Raw genomic sequence first — 25384 nt, 5'->3', positions numbered from 1 at the left:
ACATGTGGTGCGCCCACACGATGAAGCCGACGACGCCGATCGCCACCATCGCATAAGCCATGCCGAGATAGCCGAAGATCGGCTTCTTCGAGAAGGTCGAGATGATGTGGCTGACGATGCCGAAAGCCGGCAGGATCATGATGTACACTTCGGGGTGACCGAAGAACCAGAACAGGTGCTGGTAGAGCACCGGATCGCCGCCACCGGCCGGGTCATRGAAGGTGGTGCCGAAATTGCGGTCCGTCAGCAGCATGGTGATGGCKCCGGCGAGCACGGGCAGCGACAGCAGCAGCAGGAAGGCGGTGACCAGAACGCCCCAGGCGAACAGCGGCATCTTGTGCATGGTCATGCCAGGCGCGCGCATGTTCAGGATGGTGGTGATGAAGTTGATCGCGCCGAGGATCGAGGCAGCGCCCGCGAGGTGAAGCGCGAGAATGCCGAAATCGACCGAAGGACCTGGGTGGCCTGCCGACGAGAAGGGCGGATAGATCGTCCAGCCCGTGCCGACGCCATGGGCGCCAGGCGCGCCTTCGACGAACATCGAGATGACCAGCAGCACGAAGCCGGCGACGGTCAGCCAGAACGAGATGTTGTTCATGCGCGGGAAGGCCATGTCCGGCGCGCCGATCATCAGCGGCACGAACCAGTTGCCGAAGCCGCCGATCACGGCGGGCATGACCATGAAGAAGATCATGATCAGGCCGTGGCCGGTGACGAAGACGTTGTAGCTCTGGCCGTTGGCGAAGATCTGCAGGCCGGGCTGCTGCAGCTCGATGCGCATCATGATCGAGAGGAAGCCGCCGACCAGACCAGCCATGATCGAGAAGGTCAGGTAGAGCGTCCCGATGTCCTTGTGATTGGTCGAGAGCAGCCAGCGCCGCCACCCGGTCGGGTGGGCGTGGGCGTCATCATGTCCGTGTGCGTGGGCGTGGGCGCCCGGAGCCGCAGTTGCCATGGATTCGTCTCCTCGTGCGAAATCTGTTCGCGTGAGTTCAGTCAGATCTGGTTCGTTCACTCGGCCGCGGCGGCGACCTTGCCGGCGGCGTCGCCGGCGCTGGCGAATTTCTTCTTCGATTCGGCAAGCCAGGCCGCATAGCGCTCGGCGCTCACGACGCGGAACGCGATCGGCATATAGGCGTGGTTCTGCCCGCAGATGAACGAGCACTGGCCATAATAGATGCCTTCGCGATCGGCGCGGAACCAGGTCTCGTTGAGACGGCCGGGGATGGCGTCGATCTTGATGCCGAAGGACGGCACGGTGAACTTGTGGATGACGTCGGCCGCGGTGACCTGGACGCGCACGACCTTGCCGACCGGCACGACCGCCTCGTTGTCGACAGCGAGCAGGCGCGGAGACTCGGCTGCGGCGATCTTGTTGCTGGCGATCGCTTCGGCGCGCTGCTTTTCGTCGAGCATCAGCGAATCGAAGCCGAAGGCGCCGCCGTCCTGCGGATATTCGTAGGACCAGTACCACTGCTTGCCGGTGACCTTAACGGTCAGGTCCGACTGCGGAATCTCGAGCTGGAGCTTGAGCAGGCGGAAGGAGGGAATGGCGATGACGACGAGAATCAGGACCGGGATGACCGTCCAAGCCACTTCCAGCAGCGCATTATGCGTCGTCTTGGAGGGGACGGGGTTCTTCCTCTCGTTGAAGCGCCACGCGACATAGATCAGCAGCCCCAGCACGAAAATCGAGATCGTGAAGATGATCACGTTAAGCCAGTCATGGAACCAGTGAATGTATTCCGAGACTTCGGTGGCGGCGCCCTGCAGATTCATCTGCCAGGGCGAAGGCATGCCGGTGCCGGCCAGCGCACTTTCAGGAAGAAGCGTCGTCGCGCCCGCGGCGAGGGCCGCTGCGGCCACTGTTGCAATGGTCCTGCTCAGAAATCGCATCGGTCCGACATAGCTCCTGTGATCCCGTCGCGGCCCGCTGTCCTTGTCTATGCGGCCCACGCGCAACGAGGCCGGCTGATCGGCCCGCCTCGTTCTTCGGCATTGCGATAAATCAAAGATCACGCTTGCGCCAGAGGGGCAATGCAGGCCTTCCACGCAGCCCGTGCGGCATAATCACGCGAGGTCTCGGCCTCAAGAAGTGCTTCCGTTGTGGCTCTGTCCTTGACAGGGCGGGGTCTGCATGGTCCCAACGCAGGCACATTCGGAGCGTGATTGTTTTGTGTGGAAGCCCTTCTGGCATCCCTCAAAACATGGATCGCCCTCTCGAATATGATTAGAGACGGATGGCGGTTTTGTCGGAATCGGACGAACGATTCCTGCAAGGGCGATCCGGCTTYAGGGGGCGATGTCCGGCTATTCGTGCCGGTTTGAAGGGAATGACGGGGATGGGCAAGTTCATCGGACCTGTCTTCGCGGCTGCGCTGGCGGCCGTGGGCGTATGTCTGGGTTCGAGCAGCGTGGCTTTCGCCCAGGGCGCTGTGAAGTCGACGCATGGCGATTGGCAGTTGCGCTGCGAGGTGCCGCCTGGCGCCAAGGCCGAGCAATGCGCGCTCGTGCAGAATGTCGCGGCCGAGGATCGGCCGAATTTGACGCTGCTGGTCATCGTGCTGAAGACGGCCGACCAGAAGAGCCGGCTTCTGCGTGTCGTGGCGCCCCTCGGTGTGCTGCTGCCGTCGGGGCTCGGTCTCAAGATCGACGACAAGGACATCGGCCGCGCTGGCTTCGTTCGTTGCCTGACCACGGGCTGCGTTGCCGAGGTGGTGATGGACGATACGCTTCTCGGCCAGCTCAAGGCCGGAAAAAGCGCCACATTCATCGTATTTCAGACGCCGGAGGAGGGCGTGGGTATCCCCGTCTCGCTTTCCGGATTCGGGCCTGGCGTGGAGACCTTGCCGTGAATGACGTGATGCCTCGCCGGCTGACTATGCTGGCTGCTTCTGTGCTGTGCCTTGGCCTTGCCGGCTGCGGTTCGCGCTCGCCCGCGGGCGAGCAGAGCGGCATGCAGACGCTGAGCAATATCGTGATGTTCCAGTCGACCAAGCCGCCTCCGCCGGTGGAGAAGCCGCTGGTTGATCAGGAGGCGGACTTCGTCTGCCCGAGCGTGACCATTGCCGATGGTGGCGCTGCCATTCGCGCCCAGTCCGGCCCCGATAGCGGTAGCCTGCGGCACCAGATTTCGATCCTGAACGTGGCGCGCGAGTGCACGCCGACGGGCGGTGGCGGCTTCAGGCTGAAGGTGGGTGCCGAAGGCCGTGTGTTGGCTGGTCCGGCCGGTGGCCCCGGCAGCTATTATGCGTCGATGAGCACGGAGGTCCTGCGCGGGACGACCGTCGTTGCACGCCGTGCGGCGCGTGTCGGCGGCACGATCCCCTCCGGCCAGGGCGGAACCGACTTCACCCATGTCGAGGACGGGATCGTCGTCCCGCCGGGCAAGGGCGACGTCGAGATCATCGTCGGCCTCAACACCGCTGGTGCTGCGGCGCCGGCTCGCGCGCGGCGCCGGTAGCCTTGCCGCCGCGAATGGCGCCGGCGTTTGCCGTGAACTGAGGCAAGGCGCCGATTGACTCGAAGGCGGCGTCTTGTATCTGTGCTGACGCCGCATCATCCCCGCGGGAGAGACCGGGCCCGGACTTGTCCAGGCCCGGCGCCGAAGGCGCAACCGCCCCGGAAACGCTCAGGCAAACGGACCGCGTGGGAATTGGCGCTCTGGAAAGCGGCGGATGCAACTCCGCCCACCGACGGGTGTAACCTGTCCGGCTGATCCTGCCGGTTCGGGGAAATCTCTCAGGTTCCAAGACAGAGGGGGCGCGCTCCGGACATTCCGTCCGGGGCTTGCGCTCGATTCTGGAAGGGGCCGCCATGGCTGCCGAAGCCGTTGAAGCTGATGCCGCAGGCGCCGAGGCGCTGCTCAAGACCCCGCTTCATTCCCGTCATGTCATGCTCGGTGCCCGCATGGTGCCGTTTGCCGGTTATGACATGCCGGTGCAGTACCCGACGGGTATTCTCACCGAGCATAACTGGACGCGCGAGAAGGCCGGGCTCTTCGACGTCTCGCATATGGGGCAGGCCTTTCTGCTCGGGCCCGATCACGAGACCACCGCGCGCGCGCTCGAGGCTTTGGTCCCCGCCGACATCGTCAACCTCGCTCCCGGCAAGCAGCGTTATTCGCAGCTCCTCGATGAGAATGGCGGCATCCTCGACGATCTGATGGTCACGCGCTCCAGCGAGCCCGACGAGGACGGTGCTCTCCTCCTCATCGTCAATGCGGCCTGCAAGACGGCCGACTACGCCCATATCGAGGCGCGCCTGCCGGCCAATGTGAAGCTCGTCCGCGCGGAACATCGCGGGTTGATCGCGCTGCAAGGGCCTGCTGCCGCTGAAGCGCTCGCCGCGCTGGCGCCCGAGGCCGCCGAGATGGGCTTCATGAGTGCGCGCAGCATGAAGGTGGCGGGCGTCAAGGCCAATCTCAGCCGCTCCGGCTATACCGGCGAGGACGGCTACGAGATTTCTGCCGCGGCAAACAGGATCGGCGAGATCTGGGACGCGCTCCTGCTCGATCCGCGCGTCAAGCCGATCGGACTCGGTGCCCGCGATTCGCTGCGCCTCGAGGCCGGGCTCTGCCTCTACGGGCACGACATCGACACCACGACCTCGCCGGTCGAGGCCGGACTGAACTGGTCGATCCAGAAGCGGCGGCGCGAGGAAGGCGGCTTCCCGGGAGCGGCCCGCATCCAGCGCGAATTCGCGGAAGGCGTTTCGCGCGTCCGCATCGGGCTCCTGCCCGAGGGCCGCGCTCCTGCCCGCGAAGGCGCCGACATTGCGACGCCGGAAGGCGAGATCGTCGGCAAAGTCACATCCGGCGGCTTCGGCCCGACGCTCAACGCGCCCTGCGCGATGGGGTATGTCGCAAAGGCCCACGCGGCTCCCGGCACGCGCCTTGACCTGATCGTGCGCGGCAAGCCGTTGGCGGCGACCGTCGCGCCGATGCCCTTCGTGCCCAACCGCTACAAGCGCTGATTCCCGACCCTATCCTGATCTGGAGGACCATCATGGCCGAGACCCGWTACACCAAGGACCACGAGTATATCCGCATCGAGGGTGACACCGGCACCATCGGCATCACCGACTACGCCCAGGGCCAGCTCGGCGATGTCGTCTTCGTCGAGCTGCCTTCCGTCGGCAAGGCGGTCGCCAAGGGCGGCGAGGCCGCTGTGGTGGAGAGCGTCAAGGCCGCGTCCGAGGTCTATGCCCCGGTCTCGGGCGAGATTGTCGCCGTCAACAGCGAGCTCGAGGCTGCGCCTGGCGCGGTCAATGAGGACCCGGCCGGCAAGGGCTGGTTCGTCAAGCTGAAGCTGACCAATCCTGCCGAGCTCGAGGGCCTGCTCAGCGAGGCCGAGTACCAGGACTACGTGAAGACGCTGTGAGCAGCGATTCATTGCCCATGACCTGAATGTCCGGTGCCGGGCGCGCGCTGCGCCCGGACCTGGAATGATCAAGGAAACCCCGATGCGCTATTTGCCCCTCACCGACACCGACCGCGAGGACATGCTCGCGCGCATCGGCGTTCCCGATATCGACGCCCTGTTCAGCGACGTGCCCACCGGAAAGCTGCTGAAGGCTCCGCTCGACCTGCCGCGCGCCAAGGGTGAACTCGAGGTCGAGCGCATCATGGGCCGGATGGCGGCCAGGAATGTCGCAGCCTCCGCGGCTCCGTTCTTCGTGGGTGCAGGCGCCTACAAGCACCATGTTCCGGCGACCGTCGATCACTTGATCCAGCGCTCGGAATTCCTGACCAGCTACACGCCCTATCAGCCCGAGATTGCGCAGGGCACGCTGCAATACCTCTTCGAATTCCAGACCCAGATCGCCGCGCTGACCGGCATGGAGGTCGCCAACGCCTCAATGTACGACGGCTCGACCGCGACCGGCGAGGCCGTGCTGATGGCTCACCGCGTCACCAAGCGCCGCAAGGCGGTCCTGTCGGGGGGGCTGCATCCCCACTACACCGATGTGGTGAAGACCCTGTCCGGCATGGCGAGCGACGAGGTCGTGGCGCTGGCGCCCGATGTCGCCGCTAACGAGGACATCCTCGCACAGATCGACGATCAAACATCCTGCGTCGTCGTCCAGTCTCCGGACGTCTTCGGCAATCTCCGCGACCTGAAGCCGATCGCCGACAAGGCCCATGCCCATGGTGCGCTTCTGATTGCCGTCTTCACCGAGGTCGTGTCGCTAGGCGCGGTCACGTCTCCGGGGGCGATGGACGCCGATATCGTCGTCGGGGAAGGCCAGTCGATCGGCAATGCGCTGAACTTCGGTGGTCCCTATGTCGGCCTCTTCGCCGCCAAGACGAAATATCTGCGCCAGATGCCGGGCAGGCTCTGCGGCGAGACCGTCGATGCCGACGGACATCGCGGCTTCGTGCTGACGCTCTCGACCCGCGAGCAGCACATCCGGCGCGACAAGGCGACGTCGAACATCTGCACCAATTCCGGCCTCTGCGTGCTGGCCTTCACCATTCACATGACCCTGCTCGGTGAGGCCGGGCACGCGCGTCTGGCCGAGCTCAATCACGCAAATGCCGTGAAGCTGGCCGACATGCTGGCCGGCGTGAAGGGGGTGAAGCTGCTCAACGACAGCTTCTTCAACGAGTTCACGCTGAAGCTGTCGAAGCCGGCGGCCGAGGTCGTCGAGGCGTTGGCCGAGAGGGGCGTGCTTGGCGGGGTGCCGGCCTCGCGCCTGCTGCCGGGAGCCGGGCTCGACGATCTGCTGATCGTCGCCAATACCGAGATCAACACGGATGAGGATCGGGCGGCCTTCGTGGCGGCGCTCGTGGAGGTGCTGTGATGCTGAACCGTCAGGGACGTCCCACCCAGGCTGCTTCCTCCGTGGATCATGGCCGCGAGACCTTCACCGGCAATCGCGCGCTGCAGCAGATCGAACCGCTGATCTTCGAGATCGGCCATCATGAGACGACCGGCGTCGATATCGAGAAGCCGGCGCCGTTCAAGAGCCGCCTCGGCAAGCATGCGCGCAAGGACGGCATCGGCCTGCCCGGACTTTCCGAGCCGGAGACGATGCGTCACTACGTGCGACTGAGCCAGAAGAACTACGGCATCGACACCGGGCTCTTCCCGCTCGGTTCCTGCACGATGAAGCACAATGCCCGCCTCAACGAGAAGATGGCGCGGCTGCCGGGCTTCTCGGACGTCCATCCGCTCCAGCCGCTTTCGACCGTGCCGGGCGCGCTCGAGCTGATGCTGGAGCTCGCGCGGTACCTGATGACGTTGACCGGCATGCCGGCCGTGGCGCTGTCGCCCAAGGCCGGTGCCCATGGCGAGGCCTGCGGCATGATGGCGATCAAGGCCGCCATTGCCGCCAAGGGCGAGGGCGAGACCCGCAAGGTCGTGCTCGTGCCGGAATCGGCGCACGGCACCAACCCGGCGACCGCGGCGCTGATCGGCTTCGAGGTCCGGTCCGTCCCGGCGCGCCCGGACGGCACGGTGGCGGTCGAGGACGTGAAGGCCCTGCTCGGGCCGGACATTGCCGCGATCATGCTGACCAACCCCAATACCTGCGGCATCTTCGAGCCGCAGATCGTCGAAATCGCGGCTGCGCTGCATGCGGCCGGCGCCTATTTCTATTGTGACGGCGCGAACTTCAACGCCATCGTCGGCAAGGCGAAGCCGGGTGACCTCGGCGTCGACGCCATGCATATCAACCTGCACAAGACCTTCTCGACGCCGCATGGCGGCGGCGGCCCAGGCGCCGGTCCGGTCGTGCTGTCGAGCAGGCTGGCTCCCTATGCGCCGGTGCCTTTCATCCATGTCGAGGGTGGTGCGGCGCGGCTCGTGGAGCACGCCGGCGACGCGCCGGCGGGCAATGATCCCTTCGGCCGCATGACCGCCTTCCACGGCCAGATGGGCATGTATGTGCGTGCGCTCGCCTATATGCTGAGCCATGGCGCCGACGGCATGAAGCAGGCCTCCGAGGATGCGGTGCTGAGCGCCAACTACATCCGCGCCGGCCTGTCCGACCTGATGTCGCTGCCGTTCCCCGACCACCCCTCGATGCACGAGGCGCTGTTCGACGATGAGTGGCTGAAGGGCACCGGCGTCACCACGCTCGACTTTGCCAAGGCGATGATCGACGAGGGGTATCACCCGATGACCGTGTATTTCCCGCTGGTCGTCCATGGCGCGATGCTGATCGAGCCGACCGAGTCGGAATCTAAGGCCTCGCTCGACCTCTTCATTGCGACGCTGCGCGATCTGGCCATGGCCGCGAAGGGCAATGACAAGGCCCGCTTCACCGCGGCGCCGCACCATGCCCCGATCCGCCGTCTCGACGAGACGCGCGCTGCCCGGCAGCCGATCCTGAAATGGGTGAAGCCGGAGCCGATTGCAGCTGCGGCTGAGTAAGGATGCTTGATCGATAGGGCAGCGATCGGATGCTGCCCTATCGTCATATCCCCTCGCGGTCTTAAGCATTCCTTGACCATGTGCGAGGATGATTTCCTCGGTGCGTGTTTTCGCACCTTGGGAACAGTCGATGTATCGCTCTTTTGTCCGGAGCTCCGCAGTTGCCGTTGCCGCGCTCGTTCTGACGGTCGGCATCGCGCGTGCACAGGAGCCGAGCTACGGCCCCAACACCTATGACCGCACGCTTGAGGCGCTGATCACCCATGAGGAGATCGCGTCGCGTGGTGGCTGGCCCAGGCTCGCCGGCAGTGTCTCCGCCCTGAAGCCGGATTCGCAGGGGCCTGATGTCGTCGCACTGAAGCAGCGCCTGATGTTGAGCGGAGATCTGCCGCCGACGGCCTTGCCCGGCGACATCTATGACGCTGCGACGATCGCAGCCGTGAAGCGCTTCCAGGTTCGTCACGGCCTGTCCGATCTCGGAACGGTCGGCCGCCTGACGCTCAAGGCGCTGAACGTTCCCGTTGAAGTCCGGCTGAACCAGCTGACCGCGACCCTGGAGCAGCTGAAGAGCAACGGCTTCGTCTTTGCCGAGCGCTATGTCGTCGTGAACATCCCCGGCGCCAGCGTCGAGGCGGTCGAGAACGGCGTGGTCCAGCGCAAGCATCTCGCGGTTGTCGGTCGCCCCGATCGACCCTCGCCGGTGCTCCAGGCCAATATCACCTCGGTGAACCTCAACCCCTACTGGACCGTGCCGACCTCGATCGTGAAGGCCGACATCATCCCCAAGATGCGCAAGGAGCCCGACTTCATCGTGAAGTCGAACATGCGCCTTCTCGGAGCAGAAAATCGGGAGATCGATCCGGCGACCGTGAACTGGGCAGGCCTGACCTCGCCGTATTTCACCGTTCGGCAGGATTTCGGACCGCTCAACGCGCTTGGCCAGCTCAAGATCGACATGCCGAATACCGAGGCGGTCTACATGCACGACACGCCGAAGAAGACGCTGTTCCGTTCGGATGTTCGCTTCAACTCTTCCGGCTGTGCGCGCATCGAAGGGGTGCGCGACCTCGCCGCCTGGTTGCTCGAAGGCACCGAGTGGACCGAGCCAGCGATCGTGGCCGAGATCGCCAAGGGCGAGCGCAAGGACATCCGGCTGAAGAAGGCGGTGCCCGTGGCCTGGGTCTATCTGACCGGCTGGCAGGGCGCCGATGGGCTGGTCCAGTTCCGCGAGGACATCTATGGGCTGGACACGCCGCAGGGCATCGTCACATCGACGATCCAGGCGCGCAAACCCAAGCCGAAAGTACAGCCCGCCAAGCTCGAGGCGCGTCCGGCACCGGCTGCTCCGAGCCCGGTTGCAGCCCCTGCCAGGGCCGCGACTGTGAAGGCGGTCACCGCCGTCAACTGAGGCGTCAGGGCGCCCGGAGGATCGCCATCACGTCGCTGATGGCCTGGGCGCGCGCCGCGACATCCGTCCCGATCGTCACCTTGCCGTCCGGGCGCTGCGAATAGGCCGCGCGGCGCTCCCGGAGCGGCAGGTCCGGATGGTCGAAATCGTGATAGGCGCCGGCGAAGCCCACGAAGCGCGCTCCGCCTTGCCGTGCCAGCGCCTCGCAGGGCGCCGCTGGTGTCCAGTCATCTGCCAGTCCCTGAAGGATCGTCGTCGGCACCCGAGCGCGCCAGCCGCGTTTCAGCAGGACCCTGCAGCCAGGATAGAAGGCGATGATCGCCCGAAACCCTCCGGGGCCCGCGGCCGCGCGATCGGCGGCGACATGGAGCGCTGTCGAGCCGCCATTCGACCAGCCGATCAGATGTATCCCGGCGGGTTTGGCGAAGGGCTGACGGGCGAGCCAGTCGGCGGCGCCGAGGGCATCGCTGGCGCGATCCGCCGGCCGCAGCGCACGTTCGCGGTCATTGCAAAGCGCGACGATCCCGCGCGGGCGAAAACTGTCGGGCAGGAGCACGAGGAAGCCAGCAGCGACCAGCCTGGCACTCCAGTCGCTCTCGCGTGCGCTAAGCCCTCCAGAGGCTCGCCAGAGGCCGCTGCAGCCGTGCAGGGCAACCACGGCGGGGAAGGGGCCTGTTCCAGCGGGCTTGGCAATCCAGCCGGTCAGGACGGTGCCGTCGCGTGACGAGAACGAGACCTCCTCCATCGCGCGGGCCGGCATGGCGCAGGCGAGCACAACGATCGTGGCCAGTGCCAGGCGAGCGATCAGGATGGGGCCTCCATCTCGGCGAGGTTCTATGTGCTCGGCCGAATCCGGCGCGCGCAGGATGTGAAAACGACAACGCCGCAAACCCGGAGGTTCGCGGCGTCGCATTCCCTGGCTGAACTGATCGCTCAGTTCAGCTTGGATTTGATTTCCTTCAGACCGGTCGCGAACAGGCTTTCGGCAGCCTTGCCGCCCATCTGGCTGCGCAGGATGCCTTCGGCGGCCAGCGTAGCGGCCTCGGCGGCGGCAGCGCGGACTTCCGCGGCAGCCTCCATCTCGGCCTGCGCGATCTTGTCCTCGGCGGACTTGGTCCGGCGGGTGACGAAATCGGCGAGCTTCTCCTCAGCCTCGGTGGCAAGGCGGATCGCCTCGTCCTTGGCTGCGGCGACGATCGCCTCGGCTTCACCTTCGGCAGCCTTGCGCTTCGCCTCGTACTCGGCGAGCAGCTTGGCAGCCTCCTGACGCAGCCGGCGGGCTTCGGAAAGCTCGCGGGCAATCTTCTCGCCGCGCGAATCGAGTGCGCTCAGAAGCGACTTGTGGACGCCAAAATACCCCAGAATGCCGAGGAAGATGACGAGGGCAACCGCAACCCAGACGGTATCCATGGTTCGGTCTCCTCAGGCGCTCAGGACGGACTTGACCGCGGCAGCGGTCTCGGCGTCGGTGGGGCTCTGACCCGTCAGCTTGCCGACGATCTCGGCGGCAGCGCCGGCAGCGATCGTCTCGACATGCTTCATCGCGGCGGTCTTGCGATCCGCGATTGTCTTCTCGGCGGCTGCGAGTTTGGCGCCGAGCTCCGCTTCGGTCGCGTGACGCTTGGCATCGGTCTCGCGAGCGCTGGCGGTGCGAGCCTCCTGAGCGATGGCCTGGGCGTTGCGGCGGCTTTCGGCGAGCGCCTGCTCATGGTCCTTGGCGACGGCCTCGACCTTGGCGTGGATCTCGGTTGCCTGGTCGAGATCGCGAGCGATCGTCGTGCTGCGTTCGGCCAGAACCTCGCCGACACGCGGCAGGGCGATCCGCGACATGAGCCAATAGAGCGCACCGAAGCTGATCGCGAGCCAGAAGATCTGACTGGCGAAGAAGGTCGGGTCGAAGGGGGGGAAAGCGCCCTTCGCGAACGCCGTGTCGGCCGAAACCGCCATAACGCTGGCGGCGGCTGATACGACCCCGATGCGCTGTGCGCGGGAAGCGCGAACCTGCATGGAACGCCTCTGAAGGTTGCGTCAACGAATGACGGCTCCGCGGCGCATGATAACGCCTGCGGAGCCGCAGTGAATGCTCGTCAGACGACGAAGAGCAGAACGAGCGCGACGACGAACGCGAAGATGCCGAGACCTTCCGCGAGCGCCGCGCCGATGAAGGCGCGCGGGAACTGACCGTCGGCAGCCGACGGGTTGCGCAGGGCGCCGGACAGGAAGTTGCCGAAGATGGTGCCGACGCCGATAGCGGCGAGGCCCATGCCGAGGCTGGCGAGACCAGCGCCGATATACTTAGCTGCGACGGGATCCATAGTCTTTCTCCGATGTAAAACAGTTGAGAGTGGTGGAAGGGTGAAGTCTCGCGAGCTCGCCCGGTCAGTGTCCCGGATGGAGAGCGTCGTTGAGATAGACGCAGGTCAATATCGTGAAGACATAGGCCTGCAGAAAAGCGACGAGGAACTCAAGCGCGGTCAGCGCGACGGCCAGGAACAGCGGCAGCGGCGCCAGTGTGGCGTAGATGCCTGCGCCGGTCAGGGCGACGACGAAGCCGCCGAAGACCTTGAGCGCGATGTGGCCGGCCAGCATGTTGCCGAACAGGCGCAGGCTGAGCGAGATCGGCCGGGACATGAAGGAGACGGCTTCGATCAGGACCATGAAGGGCAGCAGCCAGCCCGGCACGCCTGACGGCACGAACAGGCCGAAGAAATGGCTGCCATGCTTCATGATTCCGTAGACCAGCACGACGGTGATCACGAGGAAGGCGAAGGCCGCCGTCACGATGATCTGGCTGGTGACGGTGAACGAACCCGGGACCATGCCGAGCATGTTCGCGGTCAGCACGAACATGAAGAGCGAGAACACGAAGGGGAAGAAGCGCATCCCGTCCCGACCCATCACGCCTGTGATGGTGGACGCGACGAACTCGTAGAGCATCTCGGCGAGCGACTGCAGGCGGCCTGGAACCGTCGCCCGCTGGCTGGAGCCATAGATCATGATGGCGGAGATCACCGCGACGGCCACCACCATGAACAGCGAAGCATTGGTGAAGGACAGATCGAGGCCGAACGGCCGCAGGCCCAGGATCGGCTTGATCTCGAATTGGTGGATCGGATCGATTCCGCCGCCAGCCGCCATAAGTCACCCCTAAATTGCCCCGGTTCGGGGCACTGCAAACACATTCAACGTTCCGGTTCGCCGCCCTTCGGTGAGGAAGGGCGCGTTCCGAGCCGATAGGCGGAGCGCAGGCCGGCGATGGTTCCGATCACCAGGAAGGCGATCAGCAGGAACGGCGACGTTCCCAACCACCGGTCGCCGAAATACCCGATCAGGGCACCAGCGATAACGCCGCCAGCCATATCCGTGGCTGCGCGAAAACCTGATGACATCGCGCCAGCAAGCGCTTTGTCGGGACCCGCCTTCTCTGAATCCGCCTTTTCGGCGGCTTCAGCACGCCCGAGGGCGGCCTTCAGCGAGTCCAGTCTTTCCCGCAACTTCGGATCGGAGCCGTTCGGGTCGGATTCAGACATCAGCAACTCCCTGCCGACCGTGTCATGGCCACGACCGCGTCCGAAATTGCCACGAACCTGTCCGGACCCGCAGGCCGAGCCGTTGTCAGCGCGTTTCCTTTATTGTCCGCTCCGGCGACTGTCAAGGCATGGGGATTGGTGTTAAGTTGTTGAAATTATTTGATATTAGTGCTTTGTGCGGCATTCTTGCCGCATTGCGAACCCGAATGTGGCTTTTTTTCAGACGGCTTCGCGGATTTGTTCCGCTGTTGCGAGGTCGACCGAGACCAGTTGGCTGACCCCTCGCTCGGCCATGGTCACGCCGAACAACCGTTCCATGCGCGCCATGGTAATGGGGTTGTGGGTGATCAAAATGAAGCGCGTCTCGGTATTTCGGGCCATATCGTCGAGCAGATCGCAGTAGCGCTCGACATTGGCGTCATCGAGCGGCGCGTCGACCTCGTCGAGCACGCAGATCGGCGAGGGGTTGGTCAGGAACACGGCGAAGATCAGGGCGGTCGCGGTCAGGGCCTGCTCGCCGCCGGAGAGCAGGGTCATCACCTGCGGCTTTTTGCCCGGGGGGCGCGCGAAGATTTCCAGCCCCGCCTCGAGAGGATCCTCCGAGTCGACCAGCCGGAGCTCGGCCGTGCCACCGCCGAACAGGATGCCGAACAGACGCTGGAAGTGTTCGTGCACCACCTCGAACGCGGCCAACAGCCGCTCGCGGCCTTCGCGGTTCAGCGCGCCGATGGCCTGGCGCAGGCGCCGGATCGCCTCGCTCAGGTCGTCGCGCTCCCCTGTCAGGCCCGCGCGCTTGGTCTGGATTTCGACGAGCTCATCCTCGGCACGCAGGTTCACAGCGCCCAGACGTTCGCGTTCGGTCCTCAGGCCTGCGAGGCGACCTTCGATTTCGGCGGGATTCGGCAGCGCTTCGCCCGGCTTGATCAGAGTCAGTTCCTGGAGCCCGGCGAGCCCTGTCTCGAGCCCGTCCTCGATCTGCCGCTCCACATCGACCAGGCGCTGTCGGGCTGCCTCCAGGCGCGCCTCGGCGGAGGCGCGGACCTCGCGTGCACCAGAGAGGGTTTCCAGGGCCGCTCTGGCCAGCCGATCGGCCTCAGCCTGGGCGGTCTCCGCCGTGGCCAGGCGGTCAGCCGCCTCGCGGCGTGCCGTCTCGGCCGCCTCGATCTCGCCGACCAGGCGCCTGCGCTCGACCAGGAAGGTGTCCGGTGCGTCGAGCAGCGCCTTGCGCTCGATCTCCGCAGTCGCGATGCGCCGCTTCGTCTCGTCAGCGGTCTGGGCGCTCGCCCTGGCTCGTTCCTGCCAGGCCCGGATATCGACGAAGATCGTGGCGCGGCGTCGCTCGCGAAGCTCCGCCTCTCGCGCCAGGGTCTGGACGCGGGCACGCGCATCAGAAGCGGCTGCGCGCTGTTCACTGAGGACGGCGCGCGCCTTCAGGAGGACGCTTTCGAGCTCGGTCGCCGGCGCCAGCGCGGCGAGCGCCTCTTCGGCTGCAGAAGCCTGGGTCGTCGCTTCCGCGATCGCCTGGCCCAGGCGGGCGACGGCCTCATCGAGAGCCGAGCGGCGCGCGGCTGTCTCGCCGGCCTTGCGCTCGGCGCTTGCGAGCCGCTCTCGGGCCTGATCCAGATCGCGGCGGGCGAGCCGCACGGCTTCGACGGCGGCCGTTTCAGCCTGCGCGGAGGCGCGAACCGTCTTGGTGGCGGTATCGAGGCCCTGCCCCGCAATCTCTGCAGCTTTGCGCGCGGCCTCCGCCTCGCGTTCGAGGTCGCCAAGGCGATTCTTTTCGGCGAGGCGGCGGGCCGCTGGGGACGGGGCCTCCGCCGCGCTGGTGAAGCCGTCCCAGCGCCAGATGTCGCCTTCGCGTGAGACCAGGCGCTGGCCGGGCTGCAACGAGGCGCGAAGCCTCGCGCCCTCTTCGCGCGGCACGATGCCGACCTGGGCCAGGCGCCGCGCCAGGGCTTGCGGACCGCGCACATGCCGGGCCAGCGCCTCGGCGCCATCGGGAAGGGCAGGGTCCCCCGCAGCATTGCCCATGTCGCGCCAATGAGCCGGGGCAGCAGTGTCGGAGGCGGCGTCGAGATCGTCGCCAAGGGCCGCACCAAGTGCGGTCTCGAACCCTTTCGTGACGCTGATCGCTTCGAGGATCGCCGGCCAGCGATCGCCGGCCGCCGGTGCCAGAAGTTTCTGCAGCGTGCGGATTTCCGTGTCGAGGCGCTGGGCTGCGCGATCTGCCTCGGCCAGCGGCGCGCGCAGCCGGGTCTCTTCTTCTCGGGCTGCACCCAGAACAGCTCTTGCGCTGGCTGCCGCCGAATCCATCTCCAGCATGGTCTCCTCGGCCTGAGCACGCGCGCCCGTCAGCCTGTCGAGTTGAGCCGCGGCATCATCTGCGTCGAGCGCGGCAAGGTCGCGACGCAACCTGTCCTGCTCCGCGACATTCCTGGCCTCGCGGTTCCGGGCGTCACGGAGCGTCCGCTCCATGGCGTCGCGGCGGGCCGCGAATTCCGACAATCTTGCCTGTGCCGTGGAATGCTCACCCTCTGCCTGAAGCAGGATCGCTTCAGCCTCGGCCAGCGAGGCTCCTGCAGCCTCTCCCACGGTCGTGGCCGCGCTGGCTTCGCCGGCAAGCGTCTCATCCTCTCCGGTCAGCCGCGCGAGACTTTCGGCGGCATCGTCGGCGAGCCTGTCCTGGCGCGTCAGATCGCTCTGCAACTCGGTCAGGCGCTTGCCAAGCTCGTCTGCGCGTAGCTTGGCGCGTCTGTTTGCCGCCTCGAGCTCATCGAGGCCGCGCTTCAGCCTGACCAGGGCGGCGGCTGCGGCGGCCTCGGCCTCGCGTAGCGCCGGCAGCGCATGCGCCGCCACCGCCTGACGGCGCGCCGCTTCGGCCTGGATGCCTGTCTGTTCGGCAACGCCGCGGACCGCCGCTTCCAGGGCCCGATCGGCAGCGGCCGCATGTTCGCGTGCGTCGCGATGGGCGATCAGGGCGAGCGTCGCCTCGGCGCGGCGGATGTCGGCGGCAAGGCTGCGATAGCGCCCGGCCTGCCGCGCCTGCCGCTGCAAGGCGTCGACCTGCGTGCCGATCTCGCCAAGCACGTCTTCCAGCCGCGTCAGATTTTCTTCCGCCCCCCTGAGTCGGAGTTCGGCCTCGTGTCGGCGGCTGTACAGGCCCGCGATGCCGGCGGCGTCTTCAAGGATGCGGCGACGCGATTGCGGCTTGGCGGCGATCAGTTCGCTGATCTGCCCCTGCCGCACCAGGGCCGGCGAGCGGGCTCCGGTCGCCGCATCGGCAAAGAGCAGTTGCACGTCGCGGGCGCGCACCTCTTTGCCATTGACGCGATAGGTCGAGCCTTCCTCGCGCTCGATCCGGCGGGTCACTTCGAGGACATCGGTATCGTTGAAGGCCGCGGGAGCCTTGCGGTCGCTATTGTCGAGGGTGAGCGCGACTTCGGCCATGTTGCGGCCGGGACGTTCGGAGGATCCGGCGAAGATGACGTCGTCCATGCCGGACGCGCGCATGTTCTTGAACGAACTCTCGCCCATCACCCAGCGCAGGGCTTCGACGAGATTGGACTTGCCGCAGCCATTGGGGCCGACGATTCCCGTCAGGCCTGGCTCGATCAGGAACTCGGACGGCTCGACGAAGGTCTTGAAGCCGGTCAGCTTGAGGCGCGTCAGATGCATCGACGCGCCTCATCGTCCAGGGTGGCAGGATGGCGCGTGGGCTTAGCCGGCCAGCAGCGGCTCGAGGATCTTGTCGAATTCCGCGATCGAAAGCGCACCTGCACGCTTTTGCCCGTTGATGAAGAAGGTCGGCGTCGAGTCGACGCCAGCCTTGGCCCCGCGATCCTTCACTTGCGTGACGGCGTCATAGATATCCTGCCGTTTCAAGCAGGCTTCAAAAGATTCCTGTGTGAAACCGGCCTGCTTCACCATCGCGGCCAGCGCATCGACCGGCTTCTCGGTGAAAGCCCAGTTGCGCTGCTGATCGAACAGCAGATCCGACATCGGGTAGTATTTGTCGTTGCCGTTGCAGCGAGCCAGCATGAAGCCCGCCGTCGCCAGCGGATCGAGCGGGAATTCGCGCAGGGTGAAGCGCGCCTTGCCGGTGTCGATATATTTCGCCTTCAGCGCCGGCCAGGTATCGCGGTGGAAGCTCGCGCAATGGCTGCAGGTCAGCGAGGCGTATTCGATGATGGTGACCTTGGCGTCGGGCTTGCCGAGCCAGACATCGCCCAGCGGGCCGGCGACAGCGAGGTCGGCAGTCGCGGATTGCGCCCGGGCCGGAGCGGAACCCAGCATCGCGGCGGCTGCGATCCCGGCCGCGCCGGTCAGAAGCTGTCGCCTGTTCGTCATCGTGCAATATCCTAAGGGGCCAAATCGGTGTCGGGACCATAGTGGCYAACACGAATGTGGCAAGATCGGTTCGCGGGGAATGACGGCTTCCTCACGAAGCCGTGTCATCTCGTGGTGGCGGATTTCTGAGCGACGCCCAGGCCGAGCCGTTCCAGCGCGGCCCGGAGCCCCGGGTCTTCGATATGGGCGACCTGCTGGGCGATCCGCCCGACGAGGGCCGGGTCGGGCGGCGGAGGAACCGGTTTCTGCTGCGGGGCCTCGACCGGGCCCTGTTTCAGCACGAGCTTGCCGACGGCCCGCCAGCCGAGATGGGTGTTGACCCGCTCCAGGACCACGGGCCCGAGTTGTTGCATGTCGAGCGCGAAGGCGCCCTCGACGCGCACGACGAGCGTCGCCGGTTCCGATGTCTCGCCGGGCGCCGGGCGTCGGCGCGGCCAATCGATCTTGAGCGGCCGCGATCGTGCTGCCAGCCGCTCGCCGACAATCTCCGGCCAGAGCGAGACGATGGCGCGCCCGGCAAAACCCTGGGCGGCGAGCGCCGGCGCAAGGCAGTCATCGATCAGGTCGGCGAGGGGTTTGGCAGCCATGCTCTATTCTGGGGCCGGCGCATCGGCGCGACAAGGGCCGAAGCTCTATCAGCTGTTGCGGTGACGTCGCCACTCCTCGGCGCTGATCTCCCAGATTTCCGAAAGATGCCGGCCGCCGACATAATCGCGCATCTCGGTCCGGATGACGCGCATGCCGCCGCTCTCGGAGATGCGGCGGGACGCGGTGTTGTCGGCGGCCTTCGGCACGCGCAGCACCGAACGCCCGAGGACATCGAACCAGAAATCGGTGACGGCGGCGGCCGCTTCGCTCATCAGCCCTTGTCGCTGCCAGGGCAGACCGAGCCAGAAGCCGCGGTTCTCGTCCTCGCCCTCCCTGAGCGAGATCAGGCCGACGAGTTGGCCGAGCTCGCTCTTCAGCCGCAGGCTCCAGTGCCATTCCGTGCCCTGTGCCATCGCTGGCAAGGCGACCTCATGCAGATAGGCGAGCGCGCCGTCGGGCGGGTAGGGCCAAGGCACCCGCCTGGTGAGATAGCGCACGATCTCCCAGCGCGGAAACAGCGCCTGGATCGCTGGTGCGTCATCGAGCGTCAGCGGCTTGAGAACCAGGCGGCGCGTTTCGAGGGCGGGGATGGCTTGCGTTGCTGTCGACATGGTCGTTCGCCGTTACGAGCGCGCTTGCCGCAGCGCGCGTGTCATGCGGGTGGAATCCCCCCAAGTCGATAGCCAGATCAGAATTTCGGTCACCATCGCAATGGCGGATTGCAGCATGGTCTGCAGCGAGTGTCTTGCTTCGCTGCCGAGCTGCATTTCGGCATGATGAAGATGCGCCAGCTCTTCCTCGCGGATGCTGTTGATGACGGCGTGGAGATCGGCGTCTCGGCCCTGTAGGAAATGCATTTGTTCATCGAGATGACGGTGTACGGTCTCTTCCACCGCTGCGGTGCAAACCCAAATCGCGCGTCGCCCCATCAATGCCGTCATCAAGCCGAGCAGCGAGCCGCCGAGACTCCACAGCTTCATGATCCGGCAGGGACGTGAACCGCGTGCCGGCATGGCCGCATAGAACCTGGCGCAATGGTCGATTTCGTCGGTGAGCATCTGCTGCAAAGCCGGGACGATGTCGGGCGTGAGCCGCTTCGCCACTGCGATCTKCGCGGAGTAGATGCGGATCGCGCCGTATTCCCCGGCATGGTTCACGCGCACGATCCGCTTGATCGTGAGAGCGTCGCGGGGTGAAGGGCTCTCCGGCGATATGGACATGTGATCGCGGGAGCTCAATGACGTTAGCATCTTGGACGTTAGCATCTTGCGGTTGGGGGGCGGCACGCTAAACCGGGGCCATGAACCTCGCAACGCGACCGCCCGTGCCAGAGGCTGCCGATCTCCTGGACTGGTACGATCGCCACCGCCGTGTCCTGCCTTGGCGGGCCTTGCCCGGCGAGAGGGCCGAACCCTATCGCGTCTGGGTCTCGGAGATCATGCTGCAGCAGACCACGATCGCGGCAGTGAAGCCCTATTTCGAACGGTTCATGGCACGGTTCCCGACGGTTGGAGCCCTTGCCGACGCGCCGAGCGAGGATGTCATGCAGGCCTGGGCCGGCCTCGGCTATTACTCGCGGGCTCGCAATCTGCATGCCTGCGCCAAGGCGGTCTCGGCGCTGCACGCGGGTCGCTTTCCCGATACCGAGGAAGGCCTGCGCGAACTGCCGGGCATCGGAACTTATACGGCAGGCGCTGTCGCAGCCATTGCCTTCAACCGGCCAGCGGTTGCGGTTGACGGCAATGTCGAGCGCGTCATGACCCGTCTCTTTGCAATCGAGGATGCTTTGCCGGGGGCCAAGCCCTTGATCAAGGAGCGCACCCTGGCCCTGTTGCCGTCGGAACGACCGGGCGATTACGCGCAGGCACTGATGGATCTCGGCGCCACGATCTGCACGCCGCGCTCGCCAGCCTGCGGCATTTGTCCGTGGCAGGCGCCGTGCGTCTCACGGGCGGCGGGGACACAGGAGACCTTTCCGCGGAAGGCGGCGAAGAAGACCGGGGCAACCCGCTACGGGGCTGCCTTCGTGCTGCTACGCGAGGATGGCGCGGTTCTGCTGCGGACGCGCCCGGCCAAGGGGCTGCTTGGAGGCATGGCGGAGGTGCCGACCGGCCAATGGAGCCCGGATTACCGCCTAGCTGACGCTTTGCAGGATGCTCCGCTTCCGGCGCAGTGGCGCAGGCTGGCAACGCCCATTCGCCATGTCTTCACCCATTTTCCGCTCGAGCTCACGGTCCTTGTCGCGCGTGCCCCGCGGGCGACGCCGGCGCCGCAAGGTTCCCGCTTCACTCCGTTGGCGCGGCTCCGTGACGAGCCGTTCCCGGCGGTCTTCCTGAAAGCGCTCGAGGCAGGGCTCGAGGCGCTCAGGCCGCTGCCATCTGCGCCCTGATCTCGCCGCGCAGTGAATCGAGCAGCGTCAGCCCTTCCGGGCGCTCGACATGCCAGAAGGTCCAGCCATTGCAGGCGGGTAACCCCTGGGCCAGCGCTCCGACCTTGTGGATCGAGCCGACAGCCGGGCCAAGCAACAGCGTGCCATCGGCCCGGATCGTCGCCTTGTGGCGGCGTTTCTCGTCGACGACACTCTCACCGGCCTTGACCAGCCCGGCCTCGACCAGGCTGAGGAAGGGCACGCGCGGTTCGCTGCGCTTCGAAGGCGCGGTGGAAAACGATTCGGGCGGCAATGGCTGGACAGCGGCGATGCGCTTGCGCGCCGCCTCGGCATAGACCGGGTCGCGTTCAAGGCCGATGAACCGCCGACCGAGAGCTTTCGCGACGGCACCCGTGGTGCCGGTGCCGAAGAACGGATCGAGGATTACGTCGCCGGGGTTGCTGGCCGAAAGCATGACGCGGGCCAGCAGGGCCTCCKGCTTTTGAGTCGGATGCACCTTGGCGCCGGACGCGTCCTTCAGACGTTCCTCGCCGGTGCAGAGCGGCAGATACCAGTCCGAGCGCATCTGCAGGTCGTCATTGCCGCCCTTCAACGCCTCGTAATGGAAGGTGTATTTCGAGCTTTCGCCGCGCGCGGCCCAGATCAGTGTTTCATGCGCGTTGGTGAAGCGCCGGCCGCGGAAGTTCGGCATCGGGTTGGCCTTGCGCCAGACGATGTCGTTCAGCATCCAGAAGCCGAGATCCTGCAGGATCGCGCCGACGCGGAAGATGTTGTGATAGGAGCCGATCACCCACATTGCGCCGTCCGGCTTCAGCACCCGCCGGCAGGCGGTCAGCCAGGCTCGCGTGAAGGCGTCATACTCGGCGAAGGAGGCGAACTTGTCCCAGTCGTCGTCGACGGCATCGACGAGGCTGTCGTCAGGCCTGCGGAGATCGCCGCCAAGCTGAAGATTGTAGGGTGGATCCGCGAAGACGAGGTCGACGCTTGCCGGAGGCAGGCGGTCGAGCGCGGCGATGCAGTCGCCGACGACGACCTGATCGAGCGGAAGATCAAATGAAAGGCTYGAAGCCTTCATCCGAGACTGCAGCGCAGGCCGTCCGGTACGCGAAACCTGAATCCGGACGGCGGCGCTGGCAGTCCCGGTACGCGAGGTACCCATGACGCCGAACCATTTACGCAACTTCAACAGTCGCGATCTTGGGGGAGTCAGGGTAAAAGCCGGGTTTCCGGGTTGAAAAAAATGCGTCTCGTTTTGGGGCTGCAGTTTTTGCCTAGTGCGTTGGCAAACCAGCTGAATCCGGATCGGGTGTTAAGAAACGGCTAACGTGTCGCGGGCATCGCACAACCGCTCAGCGCCGCCAGACGCCCTTGATCGGCGCGAAGGAAAAACGGTGCTCCGGGCACGGGCCGTGGGTCTGTATCGCGGCGCGATGCGCGGCCGTGCCATATCCGGCATGCCCGGCAAAACCATAGGCCGGATAATGCGTCGCCAGGCGCGCCATCATCCGGTCGCGGGTCACCTTTGCGATGATCGATGCGGCCGCAATCGAGGCCACGCTGCCGTCGCCCTTGATGATCGCATCGCAGGAGCAGGGCAGAGTGGGAGGGTCGTTGCCATCGACCAGCACATGCCGCGGCTGGACAGGCAGACCGGCAACCGCGCGCTTCATGGCGAGCAGCGTCGCCTGCCTGATGTTGAGCGCGTCGATCTCCTGCGCTGTGACGCTGCCGATCCCGATACCGAGCGCGGCTTTGGCGATCTCCCCGAACAGCGCTTCGCGCCTTGCRGCGCTGAGTTCCTTCGAATCGGCGAGGCCAGCCGGAATCAGGTCGGGGTCGAGAATGACGGCAGCCGCGACCACCGGCCCGGCCAGCGGCCCGCGTCCGACCTCGTCGACGCCGGCCAACGGCCAGAATCCTTGCTCAATTGCGTGCGTCTCGCGGCTGAAATCGGCGGCCATGCCCGGTCCAGGAAAGAAATCGTTGCCGGGCTTATGCCGGAAGGCCGTCGTCTAGAACAGGCTGAGCTGTGCCTTTTCCTTTTCCGGCTTCAGGAAGAGGTCGCTGCGCAACCGCAATCGCGTCGCGTTGAAGCCGAGCCGTTCGGCCGCCATTTCGAAGCGCCGCCCGATCATCCAGGCATAGGGACCGGAACCGACCTGACGCTGGCCCCAGGCCGAGTCGTAATCCTTGCCGCCGCGTGTCGAGCGGATCAGCGAAACGACATGGCGCAGCTTGTCTGGATGGTGGGTCAGCAGCCAGTCCTGGACGAGATCCTTCACCTCCAGCGGCAGCCGCAGCAGCACGTAACCGGCCTCGCGCGCCCCGGCGGCCTTGGCGGCGTCGAGGAGCTCCATACCGCGCGCGATCTTGGGATCGAGCGTCGTCACCGAGATCGCGACCTTGGCGAGGCCCTGCGCTGCCATCGGCGCCAGGATGTCGATGTCGCGCTGCACCAGTGCCGATTTCGTGACGATGCCGACCGGGTGGCGGAAGCGCGCCAGCACCTCCAGGATCGAGCGCATGATCCGCAGCTTCTTCTCGATCGGCTGATAGGCGTCGGTATTGGTGCCGATCGCAATGGTGCGCGGCTGGTAGGACGGTGCCGATAATTCCTTCTCGAGCAGCAGCGCGGCGTCGGGCTTGGCTGTCAGCTTGCTCTCGAAATCGAGCCCGGGCGAAAGCCCGAGATAGGCATGGCTCGGCCGCGCGAWACAGTAGACGCAGCCATGTTCGCAGCCGCGATAGGGGTTGATCGAGCGATCGAACGAAATATCCGGCGAATCATTCCGCGTGATGATCGTGCGCGCTTTCTCAATCGCGACTTCCGTCTTGAAGGCTGGTAATTCGCCGAGAGAGCCCCAGCCATCATCTTCGGCGACGCGCTGCTCGGTCTCGAAGCGTCCGCCTGGATTGATCGTTGCCCCGCGCCCGCGCCGTCGTTCCGGATCGATGCGGTGGCCGGCATAGGCGAGGGGCTCGGCCGGAGCGACACGCGCGGATGCCGACAGGGTTTCGCCGTCATGCCGCCTGAGCGGCTGGGCTGCGATCGGTCGCGAACTGGGTCTGGCTTGCTGCATGGCGCTGAGCCGTTCCTGAGAGGGCCGTAAGAATCGGCGTTTCCGTGACCATTAATGTGAACATATAGGGAACAAAATGCAAGTGGCGGGATTGCGGCATGTTGCGCTGCGCCATAATCAATGGGCCATGCTTACAGCCGTCATCAGGGCCGACGGACCGGCCAGAGCACTCGCTGCGACTTTTTCCGTGCTGATCCCGGCCGTTGCCGAAGGTTTCCTCGGCCATGCCGTGGTCGTCGATGCGGATGGTGAGGGGGAGGTGGAACGCCTCGCCGATGCGACGGGTGCGACCTATGTCAGGGCGGCCGTGCCTGAAAGCTGGCATGCCGGTGCCGCACAGGCGCGCGGCGATTGGCTGCTTCTGTTGAGCGCCGGGGACATCCTGCAGCCAAACTGGATTCAGGCGACCGAGCGCCATCTGCTGCTGGCGCCCGACAGGCCGGCCTTGTTGCCGCTGAGCGGGGTTGCTGCGGGGCTCAAGGAGCGCGCCGCGCTGTCATTCGGCCCGCGTCGGCTGCGGGCCGGCCTTGTGGTGCCGAAGGGACTGGTTCTGGCCGGGCGGCTGAATGCCGCGCCGCGGCGTCTCTCGGTGCGCCGGGAGCGTGCCGTATCCTGAGACGCAAGGGATCGGCCCGAAAGGTGGATCGCGGTATTCGGGGAAAGCCGACGCAACCCCAGAAGGTGAGATCGGACCGGATACGGGATCGGGTCCGATGATCTAAAGCTGGTTCGTCCGGAAGGTATCGCAGCTTTGCAGCGAGCCGGACTTGAAGCCGGTCGTGAACCAGCGTGTGCGTTGCGCCGACGAGCCGTGGGTGAAGGAATCGGGCACGGCCACGCCTTGCGAGGCTTGCTGCAGCCGGTCATCGCCGATCGCCGCCGCCGTCCGCATCGCCTCGTCGACATCGCCCTGGTCGATTCGGCCCATCGCCTGGACATTATGCGCCCAGACGCCGGCGAAGCAGTCCGCCTGCAGCTCGACCCGCACTGACAGCGCATTCGATTCGCGCTCCGAGATGCGCTGTCGCAGCTGGTTCACCTTGGGCAGGATACCGAGCAGGTTCTGGATGTGATGGCCGACCTCGTGGCCGATCACATAGGCATAGGCGAAGTCACCACCACCGCCGAGCTTGCGCTGCATCTCCTGGAAGAAGGAGAGGTCGAGATAGACCTTCTTGTCTTCGGGGCAATAGAACGGCCCCATCGCTGCCTGTGCCGTGCCGCACCCCGAGCGATCTATGCGCGAGAACAGCACGAGCTTCGGCGGTTCGTAGCGGCGGTTCGCCTGCTGCGGCAGGATCTTGGTCCAGATATCTTCGTTCTGCGCCAGCACCGCCGAAACGAAGCGGCCCATTTCATCCTGCGGCGGGCCTGAGGCCGGGCGGCTCTCCTGGGTCGGAGCACTGCGCCCGACCCCGAGCATTTCGGCGCCACCGATCAGGATGCGCGGATCGATCCCGAGCGCCCAGCCGACAAGGCCGAGCACGACCATGGTTCCGATGSCGACACCGCCGCGCCCGCCGGGAAGCCCCGCGAAGCCGCCGCCGCCATTGCGCCTGTCCTCGAGATTCTCGGACTGGCGATAATCTTCCCAACGCATGGCGGAGTCCCCGTCTAGTCCCGAGCAATCTCGTGGAGAGAGGCCCGGAACTCAAGCTATTCGT

The 25384-nt window shown here is 65.9% G+C and carries 26 protein-coding genes and 2 riboswitches; of the genes, 9 read left to right on the top strand and 17 right to left on the bottom strand.

Annotated features, from left to right (window positions below; genetic code table 11):
* Both AC1D34_RS13940 and coxB read right to left on the bottom strand, forming a co-directional pair.
* A partial coding sequence (locus tag AC1D34_RS13940; RefSeq protein WP_476824526.1) for a cbb3-type cytochrome c oxidase subunit I occupies positions 1–955 on the bottom strand: 955 nt, incomplete at its 3' end.
* A 56-nt stretch (positions 956–1011) separates the two neighbouring features.
* A complete protein-coding gene (gene coxB / locus AC1D34_RS13935; RefSeq protein WP_476824525.1) occupies positions 1012–1896 on the bottom strand; it encodes a cytochrome c oxidase subunit II in 885 nt (294 codons plus the stop codon).
* 446 nt (positions 1897–2342) lie between these two features.
* Here coxB and AC1D34_RS13930 point away from each other — a divergent pair, with 446 nt between their 5' ends.
* The 7 genes from AC1D34_RS13930 (at position 2343) to AC1D34_RS13900 (ending at position 9786) form a co-directional block, all read left to right on the top strand.
* Positions 2343–2855 (top strand): invasion associated locus B family protein, encoded by a 513-nt coding sequence (locus AC1D34_RS13930; protein ID WP_441488912.1) that lies wholly within the window; start codon positions 2343–2345, stop codon positions 2853–2855.
* On the top strand, positions 2852–3463 hold the full coding sequence (locus AC1D34_RS13925) for a hypothetical protein (protein WP_476824524.1): 612 nt from the start codon (positions 2852–2854) through the stop codon (positions 3461–3463). The genes AC1D34_RS13930 and AC1D34_RS13925 overlap by 4 nt, the downstream gene beginning before the upstream one ends.
* Before the next feature lie 94 nt (positions 3464–3557).
* Positions 3558–3657: riboswitch (glycine riboswitch) on the top strand.
* 4 nt (positions 3658–3661) lie between these two features.
* A riboswitch (glycine riboswitch) is annotated at positions 3662–3759 on the top strand.
* Between the two features lie 57 nt (positions 3760–3816).
* Positions 3817–4974 (top strand): glycine cleavage system aminomethyltransferase GcvT, encoded by a 1158-nt coding sequence (gene gcvT / locus AC1D34_RS13920; protein ID WP_476824523.1) that lies wholly within the window; start codon positions 3817–3819, stop codon positions 4972–4974.
* A 32-nt stretch (positions 4975–5006) separates the two neighbouring features.
* Complete coding sequence (gene gcvH / locus AC1D34_RS13915; RefSeq protein WP_441488915.1) at positions 5007–5381, top strand: glycine cleavage system protein GcvH; 375 nt, start codon at positions 5007–5009, stop codon at positions 5379–5381.
* Positions 5382–5463: 82 nt separating this feature from the next.
* On the top strand, positions 5464–6804 hold the full coding sequence (gene gcvPA / locus AC1D34_RS13910; protein ID WP_476824522.1) for an aminomethyl-transferring glycine dehydrogenase subunit GcvPA: 1341 nt from the start codon (positions 5464–5466) through the stop codon (positions 6802–6804).
* Positions 6804–8378 carry an aminomethyl-transferring glycine dehydrogenase subunit GcvPB gene (gcvPB, locus tag AC1D34_RS13905; protein ID WP_476824521.1) on the top strand — a complete coding sequence of 525 codons (1575 nt, stop codon included), beginning with the start codon at positions 6804–6806 and terminating at the stop codon, positions 8376–8378. Before gcvPA ends, gcvPB begins: the two co-directional genes overlap by 1 nt.
* A 130-nt stretch (positions 8379–8508) precedes the next feature.
* Positions 8509–9786 carry a L,D-transpeptidase family protein gene (locus AC1D34_RS13900; RefSeq protein ID WP_476824520.1) on the top strand — a complete coding sequence of 426 codons (1278 nt, stop codon included), beginning with the start codon at positions 8509–8511 and terminating at the stop codon, positions 9784–9786.
* A gap of 4 nt (positions 9787–9790) precedes the next feature.
* On the opposite strand, the gene AC1D34_RS13895 is transcribed toward AC1D34_RS13900, so the two are convergent.
* The 11 genes from AC1D34_RS13895 to AC1D34_RS13845 all read right to left on the bottom strand — a co-directional run bounded on the left by AC1D34_RS13895 (position 9791) and on the right by AC1D34_RS13845 (position 19471).
* A complete protein-coding gene (locus AC1D34_RS13895) occupies positions 9791–10531 on the bottom strand; it encodes a dienelactone hydrolase family protein (protein WP_476824519.1) in 741 nt (246 codons plus the stop codon).
* Positions 10532–10719: 188 nt separating this feature from the next.
* On the bottom strand, positions 10720–11196 hold the full coding sequence (locus AC1D34_RS13890; RefSeq protein ID WP_441488920.1) for a F0F1 ATP synthase subunit B family protein: 477 nt from the start codon (positions 11194–11196) through the stop codon (positions 10720–10722).
* Between the two features lie 12 nt (positions 11197–11208).
* On the bottom strand, positions 11209–11793 hold the full coding sequence (locus tag AC1D34_RS13885) for a F0F1 ATP synthase subunit B family protein (RefSeq protein WP_084651150.1): 585 nt from the start codon (positions 11791–11793) through the stop codon (positions 11209–11211).
* 80 nt (positions 11794–11873) lie between these two features.
* The gene (locus AC1D34_RS13880) at positions 11874–12101 is read right to left on the bottom strand and encodes a F0F1 ATP synthase subunit C (RefSeq protein WP_043231023.1); all 228 of its coding nucleotides are present in this window, start codon (positions 12099–12101) and stop codon (positions 11874–11876) included.
* A 64-nt stretch (positions 12102–12165) separates the two neighbouring features.
* Positions 12166–12924 (bottom strand): F0F1 ATP synthase subunit A, encoded by a 759-nt coding sequence (locus tag AC1D34_RS13875; RefSeq protein WP_069877479.1) that lies wholly within the window; start codon positions 12922–12924, stop codon positions 12166–12168.
* Between the two features lie 44 nt (positions 12925–12968).
* Positions 12969–13316: an AtpZ/AtpI family protein gene (locus AC1D34_RS13870; RefSeq protein WP_113512844.1), complete on the bottom strand. Its 348-nt coding sequence runs from the start codon at positions 13314–13316 to the stop codon at positions 12969–12971.
* A gap of 219 nt (positions 13317–13535) precedes the next feature.
* Entirely contained in the window at positions 13536–16991 is a 3456-nt protein-coding gene (smc, locus tag AC1D34_RS13865; RefSeq protein WP_476824518.1) for a chromosome segregation protein SMC, read from the bottom strand.
* A 42-nt stretch (positions 16992–17033) separates the two neighbouring features.
* Positions 17034–17663, bottom strand: coding sequence for a DsbA family protein (locus AC1D34_RS13860; RefSeq protein WP_441488923.1), 630 nt, complete (start codon positions 17661–17663; stop codon positions 17034–17036).
* A 104-nt stretch (positions 17664–17767) separates the two neighbouring features.
* Complete coding sequence (locus AC1D34_RS13855) at positions 17768–18250, bottom strand: DUF721 domain-containing protein (RefSeq protein ID WP_441488924.1); 483 nt, start codon at positions 18248–18250, stop codon at positions 17768–17770.
* Positions 18251–18298: 48 nt separating this feature from the next.
* The gene (locus AC1D34_RS13850; RefSeq protein ID WP_441488925.1) at positions 18299–18862 is read right to left on the bottom strand and encodes a GNAT family N-acetyltransferase; all 564 of its coding nucleotides are present in this window, start codon (positions 18860–18862) and stop codon (positions 18299–18301) included.
* A gap of 12 nt (positions 18863–18874) precedes the next feature.
* Positions 18875–19471: a demethoxyubiquinone hydroxylase family protein gene (locus AC1D34_RS13845; RefSeq protein ID WP_476824528.1), complete on the bottom strand. Its 597-nt coding sequence runs from the start codon at positions 19469–19471 to the stop codon at positions 18875–18877.
* Between the two features lie 80 nt (positions 19472–19551).
* Here AC1D34_RS13845 and mutY point away from each other — a divergent pair, with 80 nt between their 5' ends.
* A complete protein-coding gene (gene mutY, locus AC1D34_RS13840) occupies positions 19552–20640 on the top strand; it encodes an A/G-specific adenine glycosylase (protein WP_441488926.1) in 1089 nt (362 codons plus the stop codon).
* On the opposite strand, the gene AC1D34_RS13835 is transcribed toward mutY, so the two are convergent.
* From AC1D34_RS13835 to AC1D34_RS13825, 3 genes are all read right to left on the bottom strand, one after another.
* Positions 20615–21799 (bottom strand): DNA methyltransferase, encoded by a 1185-nt coding sequence (locus AC1D34_RS13835; RefSeq protein ID WP_476824527.1) that lies wholly within the window; start codon positions 21797–21799, stop codon positions 20615–20617. The genes mutY and AC1D34_RS13835 overlap by 26 nt on opposite strands.
* Before the next feature lie 190 nt (positions 21800–21989).
* Positions 21990–22601, bottom strand: coding sequence for a ribonuclease HII (rnhB, locus tag AC1D34_RS13830; protein ID WP_476824517.1), 612 nt, complete (start codon positions 22599–22601; stop codon positions 21990–21992).
* A 51-nt stretch (positions 22602–22652) separates the two neighbouring features.
* Positions 22653–23720, bottom strand: a complete 1068-nt coding sequence (locus tag AC1D34_RS13825) for a radical SAM protein (RefSeq protein WP_476824516.1) — start codon at positions 23718–23720, stop codon at positions 22653–22655.
* Positions 23721–23847: 127 nt separating this feature from the next.
* Between AC1D34_RS13825 and AC1D34_RS13820 the strand changes: the two genes are divergently transcribed.
* The gene (locus AC1D34_RS13820; protein ID WP_441488929.1) at positions 23848–24336 is read left to right on the top strand and encodes a glycosyltransferase family A protein; all 489 of its coding nucleotides are present in this window, start codon (positions 23848–23850) and stop codon (positions 24334–24336) included.
* Positions 24337–24438: 102 nt separating this feature from the next.
* Here the strand turns inward: AC1D34_RS13820 and ypfJ are convergent, their stop codons facing one another.
* Complete coding sequence (gene ypfJ, locus AC1D34_RS13815; protein WP_476824515.1) at positions 24439–25320, bottom strand: KPN_02809 family neutral zinc metallopeptidase; 882 nt, start codon at positions 25318–25320, stop codon at positions 24439–24441.
* Positions 25321–25384: the final 64 nt, after the last annotated feature.

It is taken from the genome of Allobosea sp. P1_A7 (genome assembly GCF_056406775.1).
This window is presented reverse-complemented; position numbering and strand designations above follow the sequence as displayed.

Coding starts and splice junctions, on each gene's coding strand:
- coxB (WP_476824525.1), bottom strand. CDS start 1,896: ATGCGATTTCTGAGCAGGACCATTGCAACAGTGGCCGCAGCGGCCCTC.
- AC1D34_RS13930 (WP_441488912.1), top strand. CDS start 2,343: ATGGGCAAGTTCATCGGACCTGTCTTCGCGGCTGCGCTGGCGGCCGTG.
- gcvT (WP_476824523.1), top strand. CDS start 3,817: ATGGCTGCCGAAGCCGTTGAAGCTGATGCCGCAGGCGCCGAGGCGCTG.
- gcvPA (WP_476824522.1), top strand. CDS start 5,464: ATGCGCTATTTGCCCCTCACCGACACCGACCGCGAGGACATGCTCGCG.
- gcvPB (WP_476824521.1), top strand. CDS start 6,804: ATGCTGAACCGTCAGGGACGTCCCACCCAGGCTGCTTCCTCCGTGGAT.
- AC1D34_RS13900 (WP_476824520.1), top strand. CDS start 8,509: ATGTATCGCTCTTTTGTCCGGAGCTCCGCAGTTGCCGTTGCCGCGCTC.
- AC1D34_RS13895 (WP_476824519.1), bottom strand. CDS start 10,531: ATGGAGGAGGTCTCGTTCTCGTCACGCGACGGCACCGTCCTGACCGGC.
- AC1D34_RS13890 (WP_441488920.1), bottom strand. CDS start 11,196: ATGGATACCGTCTGGGTTGCGGTTGCCCTCGTCATCTTCCTCGGCATT.
- AC1D34_RS13885 (WP_084651150.1), bottom strand. CDS start 11,793: ATGCAGGTTCGCGCTTCCCGCGCACAGCGCATCGGGGTCGTATCAGCC.
- AC1D34_RS13880 (WP_043231023.1), bottom strand. CDS start 12,101: ATGGATCCCGTCGCAGCTAAGTATATCGGCGCTGGTCTCGCCAGCCTC.
- AC1D34_RS13875 (WP_069877479.1), bottom strand. CDS start 12,924: ATGGCGGCTGGCGGCGGAATCGATCCGATCCACCAATTCGAGATCAAG.
- AC1D34_RS13870 (WP_113512844.1), bottom strand. CDS start 13,316: ATGTCTGAATCCGACCCGAACGGCTCCGATCCGAAGTTGCGGGAAAGA.
- smc (WP_476824518.1), bottom strand. CDS start 16,991: ATGCATCTGACGCGCCTCAAGCTGACCGGCTTCAAGACCTTCGTCGAG.
- AC1D34_RS13860 (WP_441488923.1), bottom strand. CDS start 17,663: ATGACGAACAGGCGACAGCTTCTGACCGGCGCGGCCGGGATCGCAGCC.
- AC1D34_RS13855 (WP_441488924.1), bottom strand. CDS start 18,250: ATGGCTGCCAAACCCCTCGCCGACCTGATCGATGACTGCCTTGCGCCG.
- AC1D34_RS13850 (WP_441488925.1), bottom strand. CDS start 18,862: ATGTCGACAGCAACGCAAGCCATCCCCGCCCTCGAAACGCGCCGCCTG.
- mutY (WP_441488926.1), top strand. CDS start 19,552: ATGAACCTCGCAACGCGACCGCCCGTGCCAGAGGCTGCCGATCTCCTG.
- AC1D34_RS13820 (WP_441488929.1), top strand. CDS start 23,848: ATGCTTACAGCCGTCATCAGGGCCGACGGACCGGCCAGAGCACTCGCT.